A 7,672-nucleotide genomic window follows, 5' to 3' on the forward strand; every position below is an offset into this window, starting at 1 on the left:
GGTGTCGCCGGGACACCGGCTAAATCCAGCTCGAATTCGTACCCCTTGCAGGAGCGAGCTTGCTCGCGATGGTAGCCCAGGCTCTGCGGGGCATCAGGCTCCCCGCGTTATCGTTGACGCCCATCGCGAACACGCTCGCTCCTACAAGGGGAGGCGGTGTTCACCAGGGAATGCTCTCGCCCCGGTAGTTGATGAAATGATGCCCGCCCCGACCGGCATAGGCATTGACCTGGTCGACCAGGCCGCGGACGCTGGTTGCCACATCGATATCCGCGCCGTCGCCGCCCATGTCGGTTTTCACCCAGCCCGGGTGCATCGACAGGACGGTGAAGGTCGGTGCTTCGATTTCACTCAGGAAGGTGCTGGTCATGGAGTTCAGCGCCGCCTTGCTCGCCTTGTAGAAGGCCAGGTTCGGTGCATCGGGCATGGTTACGCTGCCCAGCACCGAGCTCATGAAGGCGATCACCCCGTTGCCCGGGCGGATCTGGCCGACGAAACGCTGGGCCAGGGCCACGGGGGCGATGGCATTGGTCATGAACAATTGCCCGATCTCCGCCAACGAGGCGCTGCCCGGCCGCTGGTCGTCAGGCCCCTTGACGCCGGCATTGACGAACAGCAGATCGAACACCTGGCCTTCCAGGCGTTGCGCCAGTGCGCTCACCGCCGCGTGATCATCCATGTCCAGGACCTCGATGCGTACCGGGCCGAGGGCTTTCAGGGCCTCGGCCTTGTGGCCGTCGCGCACGCTGGCGGTCACGTCCCAGCCGTCGGCCAGCAGTTGTTTGGCCAGGCCGAGGCCGAGGCCGCGGGAAGCACCGATGATCAATGCATTCTTATTACTCATGAGCAAACTCCTTGTCAGATGAAAGTCCGGTTCTCAGAGGACAACTCTGTTGCAGGCGATACTGCAATTCCAAACGCAATTCGCCCAGGTCGGCGATGCGCGCTTCGATCAGCGTGAGCTTGTCTTGCAGTAGTTGCGTGACGGCGCCGTCGGCATCCGCTGCATTCCACACCCCGGCGACGCTGCTGCCGATTTCGCCCAGGCTGAAGCCCAGGCGCTGGGCGGTCTTGATGTACTGCACCAGTTGCACCATTTCGGTGGGATAGTCCCGATAGCCGTTGGCGCTGCGTTGGGCAACGATCAAGCCGCGCTGCTCGTAGAAACGCAGGGTGTCGCAACTGACGGCACAGGCCCGGGCCAGTTCACCGATACGCATGCTGCTCGCTCTCTGGAAAGACTTGACCTTGGAGCATACTCCAGGCTTTAGCCTCTGTGCTCTTTGACTGTCCATGGAGATGCAGTATGTGGAGCGCAGCACAGTATCGTCGGCTGGTTCGGGCCAGTGGCTGGTATGACTTGATCGTCACGGCGGGTTTTGTCACGCCCTGGAGTTTTCTCGCCCTGCACGGGGCGTTGCTGGCGTTGGCCGCGGCGCTGAACTTGCCCGGCAGCTTTCCGCCGTTTGCGCCGGCACACCTGTTGATGGCGAACCTGTTGGGCTCGATCGTCTGCGTCTGGGCGGTGTTGCGTATCCGCGACCCGCAACAGGTATTCGGCCGCTATGACGCGGCGGGCCGGATGCTGTTCGCGACCTGGCAGGCTTATGCCTTGAGCCAGGGGGCGAGCATGATTATCGCGGTGTTCCTGTTCTTTGAACTGGCCTGGGGGATCGCCCAGCTATTGCCGGTACGCCCGGCGCTGTCGAGCGCCGCACCAACTTTGTAGGGGCCGGCTTGCCGGCGATGGCGAGATCAGCTTCGCCATCGCCATCGCAGGCAACTCCGGGTCATAGGTGTTGATCAAAAAACGATCGATTTCGCGCGGGCTCGGCCGGATCGGCTGCCCGGCCACCCTTGCACGGCTTATCCACAGGTTGCTCCACAGTATCTGTGTGCAAGCTCGAGGCTTGGGCATAAAGGCCATTCGGCTATTTTCCAAACGCGATAAACCTAGGTAACTCGCTGTTTGGAGGGGATTTTTACGCCGCTGAAGGGATATTGGACAAAAACTGATCAGCGACCGCAAAGCCACGTTGCAGAAGGGTTACAGCCGGATGTACTCAGGTTATCCACAGTCGGGTGCACAGTGACTGTGGGCAACCGCTGGGGTGGGCCGGTTACTCCTGGCGCTGCAAGAGAATGCGTCCGCGGCTGAGATCGGCCAATTGCCGTTGCAGTGTATCGATCTGCGCCTGGCCCACCGCCAACTGCAGTTCCACGCCATTGGCGGTGAACTGCTCCTCGACGATCAGGCCGCCGAGTTCGGCTACCCGCAGTTTGACCAGTGCCAGTTCGCTGAAGCCGCAGGCGCAGTTCAGTGCGACCCGGCTGATCAGTGGCAGGCGCTCGGCACTCTGCAGGCACTTGTTGGCGCCGCCGCCATAGGCACGGGCCAAGCCGCCGGTGCCCAATTGGATACCGCCGTACCAACGGATGACCAGCACCACGACCTGATCGCAATCCTGGGCTTCGATGGCGGCCAGGATCGGTCGGCCCGCGGTACCGCCGGGTTCGCCATCGTCACTGCTGCGGTACTGGTCGGCGAGCTTCCAGGCCCAGCAGTTGTGGGTGGCGTCCGGGTCGCTGTGTTGCTCGATAAAAGCCTGGGCTTCGGCGACGCTGGTGATCGGGGCGGCGAGGGTGATAAAGCGGCTTTTGCGAATTTCCTCGCGGTATTCGCAAAGGCCAGCAAGGGTAAAAGGCATACGGGATTCGGCTTCAGTTCAAGAGGGTCAGAGCGGCGGCGTCAGGCCGCAGCCCTTGAGGATGATACGGATCAGGTTGTTGCTGGCGTCTTCCATATCTTGCTTGGTCAGCCTCGGGCGACCGGTGACCCGGCAGATCTGGGTGGCGAAGTCAGCGTAATGCTGGGTGCTGCCCCAGAGCAGGAAGATCAGGTGTACCGGGTCGACCGGGTCCATCTTGCCGGCGTCGATCCAGGCCTGGAACACGTTCGCCCGGCCCTGGAACCAGGTGCGGTAGTCCTGGTTGAAGTGCTCGGTGAGGCATTCGCCACCGCTGATGATTTCCATGGCGAAGATCCGCGAGGCCTGTGGCTGGCGCCGGGAAAATTCCATCTTGGCGCGAATGTAGCGGGTCAGCGCCTGCGCCGGATCGTCTTCGGCGCTGAGGTGATTGAAGGTGCTGTCCCACTGCTCGAGGATATTGCTCAATACCGCGATATACAGACCCAGCTTGTGGGTGAAGTAATAATGCAGGTTGGCCTTGGGCAGCCCGGCGTTCAGGGCAATGGTGTTCATGCTGGTGCCTTTGAAACCGTGGCGGGCGAACTCGTCTTCGGCGGCCTTGATTATCGCTTCCTGGTTTTTCTGGCGAATTCGGCTGGCGGGCTTTCCGGCATGGGCAGGGGCTTCAACGGTCATAGGCAGTTCCGAACGGGTCTGTGGGTGCAACCCCTGCACAGATAGCGTACCCGGGGGGTTGAGACAAGTCCTGTGATCATATAAAGCGTTGATCCGGGTTGATTCTGTCGCTTTCGGGGCAACTATCCGCGGCAGTGGAGTGGGCGCGATATTTTGCCGGCGCCGGCTTGTTGGCGATTGGGGATTCTAGCCTGGCGTTGTCCTTGAAGACGCCTTCGCCGCGCCGCCGCTAAGAGGCCCTGGAGCCGTGTATTGTTCTTGCGGGACAGGGGGCGTGATTATCTTCAGCGGGTCGCCGCCAGGCTCTCGAGGAAACTTTCCAGCACCAGGTGCGGCCGTCGGCCCTTGCGTGTCACCGAAGCCAGGCTCAAGTCATAGAAACGGCTACTGGCCTTGAGTGCGCGCAACCGACCTTGCTGGACCCAGAGGTTGGCGTAGTGATCGGGCAGGTAGCCGATATAGCGTCCGGTCAGGATCAGGAACGCCATGCCTTCGCGGTCCGAAGCACTCGCGGTGCAATTGAGCGCCTGGTAATGCGCCTGGATCTCGGCCGGCAGGCGGAAGGTCGGGGCGATGGCGTCCTGGGCGTTGAGGCGTTCATCGTCCAGTTGCTTGTCGTCGACATAGAACAGCGGATGGCCCACCGCGCAGTAGAGCTGCGAGCGTTCGCTGTACAGCGGCTGATACTCCAGGCCCGACAAGGCGCTGGCCTGGGGCACCACGCCGACATGCAAGCGCCCGTCGAGCACGCCTTGCTCCACCTCGTTGGGGGCGATCATGCGGATCTGGATCTGCACATCCGGCCCGCGCTCCTTCAACTGGGCCAGTGCATGGGTGATACGCATATGCGGCAAGGTGACCAGGTTATCGGTCAGGCCGATGGTCAGTTCGCCACGCAGGTGCTGGTGCAGGCCGTTGACCTCGGTACGGAAACTCTCCAATGCGCCCAACAGTTGTAATGCCGAGTGATAGACCTCTTGGCCTTCCTCGGTCAGCGAGAACCCGGCCCGTCCGCGTTGGCACAGGCGCAGCCCGAGGCGCTGTTCCAGATCGCTCATCTGCTGGCTGATGGCCGAGCGACCGATGCCGAGCACGCTTTGCGCCGCGGAAAAGCCGCCGCACTCCACCACGCTGCGAAAGATGCGCAGCAAGCGGATATCAAAGTCGCTGACTTGTGCCAGGGGGTCGGGGCGGCGGCTGCTCATGGCTTGGTCATATAGTTTAGTGATCTACTGACTGAACATTAGAAAAGTTGGATTTCACAGACTTTATCGCCATGGCAATTTAGCTGCAAGAGCGCTTTCAACTCCCGCGCCGCTTATTGCCCTGTGAGGTTTCTCCGATGAACAAGCCCGAACACGCCCCTGGTTCCCTGGCCAGCCAGCTCAAGCTCGATGCCCACTGGATGCCCTACACCGCCAACCGCAACTTCCAGCGCGACCCGCGGCTGATCGTTGCCGCCGAAGGCAGTTGGCTGATCGATGACAAGGGCCGCCGGGTGTATGACTCGCTGTCCGGCCTGTGGACCTGTGGCGCCGGGCACACCCGCAAGGAAATCCAGGAGGCGGTAGCCAAGCAACTGGGCACCCTCGATTACTCGCCGGGCTTCCAGTACGGTCACCCGTTGTCGTTCCAGCTGGCGGAGAAAATCACCGCGCTGACCCCGGGCAACCTGAACCATGTGTTCTTCACCGACTCCGGCTCCGAGTGCGCCGATACCGCGGTGAAAATGGTCCGTGCCTACTGGCGCCTGAAAGGCCAGGCGACCAAGACCAAGATGATCGGTCGCGCCCGGGGTTATCACGGGGTGAACATCGCCGGGACCAGCCTCGGTGGTGTCAACGGCAACCGCAAGCTGTTCGGTCAGGCGATGATGGATGTCGACCATTTGCCCCACACCCTGCTGGCGAGCAATGCGTTCTCCCGCGGCATGCCGGAGCAGGGCGGTATCGCCTTGGCCGATGAGTTGCTCAAGCTGATCGAGCTGCATGATGCGTCCAATATCGCCGCGGTGTTCGTCGAGCCCATGGCCGGTTCCGCCGGTGTCCTGGTACCGCCACAGGGGTACCTCAAGCGCCTGCGGGAAATCTGCGACCAGCACAATATCCTGCTGGTGTTCGATGAAGTGATCACCGGCTTCGGGCGTACCGGCGCGATGTTCGGTGCCGACAGCTTCGGCGTGACCCCGGACCTGATGTGTATCGCCAAGCAAGTCACCAACGGTGCCATCCCGATGGGCGCGGTGATTGCCAGCAGCGAGATCTACCAGACCTTCATGAACCAGCCGACGCCCGAGTACGCCGTGGAATTCCCCCACGGCTACACCTATTCGGCGCATCCGGTGGCGTGCGCGGCGGGCCTGGCGGCACTCGACCTGCTGCAAAAGGAAAGCCTGGTGCAGAGCGTGGCCGAAGTCGCGCCACACTTTGAAAATGCCCTGCATGGCCTGAAGGGCAGCAAGAACGTCATCGATATCCGCAACTACGGCCTGGCCGGTGCGATCCAGATCGCTGGCCGTGACGGTGACGCCATCGTGCGTCCGTTCGAAGCCGGCATGGCCTTGTGGAAAGCCGGCTTCTACGTGCGCTTCGGTGGCGACACCCTGCAGTTCGGGCCAACCTTCAACAGCCAGCCGAAGGATCTGGATCGTCTGTTCGATGCCGTCGGCGAAGTGCTGAACAAGCTCGACTGATCCTTCTATATAGAAGGCCAACATTATTTCCTGGCAGAAGCGAGGCGACTCGCTTCTGTACGCCCCTGTTCTGGAGTCCCGCAATGAGCGCAATTCAACACTTGATCGACGGCCAACTGGTCAGCGATTCCGGTCGCACGGCCGCCGTGTACAACCCGTCCACCGGCCAGGTTATCCACCAGGTGCCCCTGGCGGATCGCGAGACCATCCAGCAGGCCATCGATTCGGCCAAGGCGGCTTTTCCGGCCTGGCGCAATACCCCGCCGGCCAAACGTGCCCAGGTGATGTTCCGTTTCAAGCAACTGCTGGAGCAGAACGAGGCGCGTATCGCCCAACTGATCAGCGAAGAGCACGGCAAGACCCTGGAAGACGCCGCCGGTGAATTGAAGCGTGGTATCGAGAACGTCGAGTACGCCTGCGCCGCGCCGGAAGTCCTGAAAGGTGAATACAGCCGTAATGTCGGTCCGAACATCGATGCCTGGTCCGATTTCCAGCCGCTGGGCGTAGTGGCGGGCATCACGCCATTCAACTTCCCGGCGATGGTGCCATTGTGGATGTATCCGCTGGCGATCGTTTGCGGCAACTGCTTCATCCTCAAGCCGTCCGAGCGCGATCCGAGCTCGACCTTGCTGATCGCCCAGCTGCTGCTGGAAGCTGGTTTGCCCAAGGGCGTGCTGAACGTGGTGCATGGTGACAAGACCGCGGTGGATGCGCTGATCGAGGCGCCAGAGGTCAAGGCCCTGAGTTTTGTCGGTTCGACCCCGATTGCCGAGTACATCTATGCCGAAGGCACCAAGCGCGGCAAGCGCGTCCAGGCCCTGGGCGGGGCGAAGAACCATGCGGTGCTGATGCCGGATGCGGATCTGGACAACGCGGTCAGTGCCTTGATGGGCGCGGCCTACGGTTCCTGCGGCGAGCGCTGCATGGCGATCTCGGTGGCTGTTTGCGTCGGCGACCAGGTGGCGGACGCGCTGGTGGCCAAGCTGGTACCACAGATCAAGGCGCTGAAGATCGGCGCCGGTACCTCGTGCGGGTTGGACATGGGGCCATTGGTCACTGGCCAGCATCGTGACAAGGTCAGTGGCTATATTGCCGATGGCGTGGCGTCGGGGGCGCAGTTGGTGGTCGACGGTCGTGGCTTGAGTGTCAAGGATCATGAGGAGGGTTTCTTCCTCGGTGGTTGCCTGTTCGATCGCGTGACGCCTGAGATGCGCATCTATAAGGAAGAGATCTTCGGACCGGTGCTGTGCATCGTTCGGGTCAACAGCCTGGAAGCGGCCATGCAGCTGATCAACGATCACGAATACGGTAACGGTACCTGCATCTTCACCCGTGACGGTGAAGCGGCGCGTTTGTTCTGCGACGAGATCGAAGTGGGTATGGTCGGGGTCAACGTACCGTTGCCGGTGCCGGTGGCTTACCACAGCTTTGGCGGTTGGAAGCGTTCGTTGTTCGGCGACCTGCATGCCTACGGCCCGGATGGCGTGCGTTTCTATACCCGGCGCAAGGCGATCACCCAGCGCTGGCCACAACGTGCCAGCCATGAGGCGTCGCAATTCGCCTTCCCGAGCCTGTAAGCGTCGATGGGGGAACA

General features: G+C 61.9%; 8 protein-coding genes. 3 read left to right on the top strand and 5 right to left on the bottom strand.

Translation table 11 applies throughout. The annotated features are described in order from the left end of the window. Positions 1 to 160: 160 nt before the first annotated feature. Both M5B96_RS28885 and M5B96_RS28890 read right to left on the bottom strand, forming a co-directional pair. On the bottom strand, positions 161 to 844 hold the full coding sequence (locus M5B96_RS28885; protein ID WP_248800335.1) for an SDR family oxidoreductase: 684 nt from the start codon (positions 842 to 844) through the stop codon (positions 161 to 163). Further along, positions 837 to 1,220 (bottom strand): MerR family transcriptional regulator, encoded by a 384-nt coding sequence (locus tag M5B96_RS28890; protein WP_248800336.1) that lies wholly within the window; start codon positions 1,218 to 1,220, stop codon positions 837 to 839. The genes M5B96_RS28885 and M5B96_RS28890 overlap by 8 nt, the downstream gene beginning before the upstream one ends. Before the next feature lie 86 nt (positions 1,221 to 1,306). Here M5B96_RS28890 and M5B96_RS28895 point away from each other — a divergent pair, with 86 nt between their 5' ends. Continuing rightward, on the top strand, positions 1,307 to 1,729 hold the full coding sequence (locus tag M5B96_RS28895; RefSeq protein ID WP_248800337.1) for a hypothetical protein: 423 nt from the start codon (positions 1,307 to 1,309) through the stop codon (positions 1,727 to 1,729). 391 nt (positions 1,730 to 2,120) lie between these two features. On the opposite strand, the gene M5B96_RS28900 is transcribed toward M5B96_RS28895, so the two are convergent. The 3 genes from M5B96_RS28900 to M5B96_RS28910 all read right to left on the bottom strand — a co-directional run bounded on the left by M5B96_RS28900 (position 2,121) and on the right by M5B96_RS28910 (position 4,591). After that, positions 2,121 to 2,708: an IMPACT family protein gene (locus M5B96_RS28900; protein ID WP_248800338.1), complete on the bottom strand. Its 588-nt coding sequence runs from the start codon at positions 2,706 to 2,708 to the stop codon at positions 2,121 to 2,123. A gap of 27 nt (positions 2,709 to 2,735) precedes the next feature. After that, on the bottom strand, positions 2,736 to 3,386 hold the full coding sequence (locus M5B96_RS28905) for a TetR/AcrR family transcriptional regulator (protein WP_248800339.1): 651 nt from the start codon (positions 3,384 to 3,386) through the stop codon (positions 2,736 to 2,738). Between the two features lie 284 nt (positions 3,387 to 3,670). After that, positions 3,671 to 4,591: a LysR family transcriptional regulator gene (locus M5B96_RS28910; RefSeq protein WP_248800340.1), complete on the bottom strand. Its 921-nt coding sequence runs from the start codon at positions 4,589 to 4,591 to the stop codon at positions 3,671 to 3,673. 137 nt (positions 4,592 to 4,728) lie between these two features. On the opposite strand from M5B96_RS28910, the gene M5B96_RS28915 reads away from it, so the two are divergent. Further along, positions 4,729 to 6,078: an aspartate aminotransferase family protein gene (locus M5B96_RS28915; RefSeq protein ID WP_248800341.1), complete on the top strand. Its 1,350-nt coding sequence runs from the start codon at positions 4,729 to 4,731 to the stop codon at positions 6,076 to 6,078. An 83-nt stretch (positions 6,079 to 6,161) separates the two neighbouring features. Beyond that, on the top strand, positions 6,162 to 7,655 hold the full coding sequence (locus tag M5B96_RS28920) for a CoA-acylating methylmalonate-semialdehyde dehydrogenase (RefSeq protein WP_152741626.1): 1,494 nt from the start codon (positions 6,162 to 6,164) through the stop codon (positions 7,653 to 7,655). Positions 7,656 to 7,672 lie beyond the last annotated feature (17 nt).

Origin of the sequence: Pseudomonas sp. MWU13-2105 (assembly GCF_023242315.1) — a bacterium.
GTDB lineage: Bacteria > Pseudomonadota > Gammaproteobacteria > Pseudomonadales > Pseudomonadaceae > Aquipseudomonas.

What these genes read in the sequence shown, in the direction of transcription:
- M5B96_RS28900 (WP_248800338.1), bottom strand. Translation starts at nt 2,708, where the DNA reads ATGCCTTTTACCCTTGCTGGCCTTTGCGAATACCGCGAGGAAATTCGC.
- M5B96_RS28905 (WP_248800339.1), bottom strand. Translation starts at nt 3,386, where the DNA reads ATGACCGTTGAAGCCCCTGCCCATGCCGGAAAGCCCGCCAGCCGAATT.
- M5B96_RS28915 (WP_248800341.1), top strand. Translation starts at nt 4,729, where the DNA reads ATGAACAAGCCCGAACACGCCCCTGGTTCCCTGGCCAGCCAGCTCAAG.
- M5B96_RS28920 (WP_152741626.1), top strand. Translation starts at nt 6,162, where the DNA reads ATGAGCGCAATTCAACACTTGATCGACGGCCAACTGGTCAGCGATTCC.
- M5B96_RS28910 (WP_248800340.1), bottom strand. Translation starts at nt 4,591, where the DNA reads ATGAGCAGCCGCCGCCCCGACCCCCTGGCACAAGTCAGCGACTTTGAT.
- M5B96_RS28885 (WP_248800335.1), bottom strand. Translation starts at nt 844, where the DNA reads ATGAGTAATAAGAATGCATTGATCATCGGTGCTTCCCGCGGCCTCGGC.
- M5B96_RS28890 (WP_248800336.1), bottom strand. Translation starts at nt 1,220, where the DNA reads ATGCGTATCGGTGAACTGGCCCGGGCCTGTGCCGTCAGTTGCGACACC.
- M5B96_RS28895 (WP_248800337.1), top strand. Translation starts at nt 1,307, where the DNA reads ATGTGGAGCGCAGCACAGTATCGTCGGCTGGTTCGGGCCAGTGGCTGG.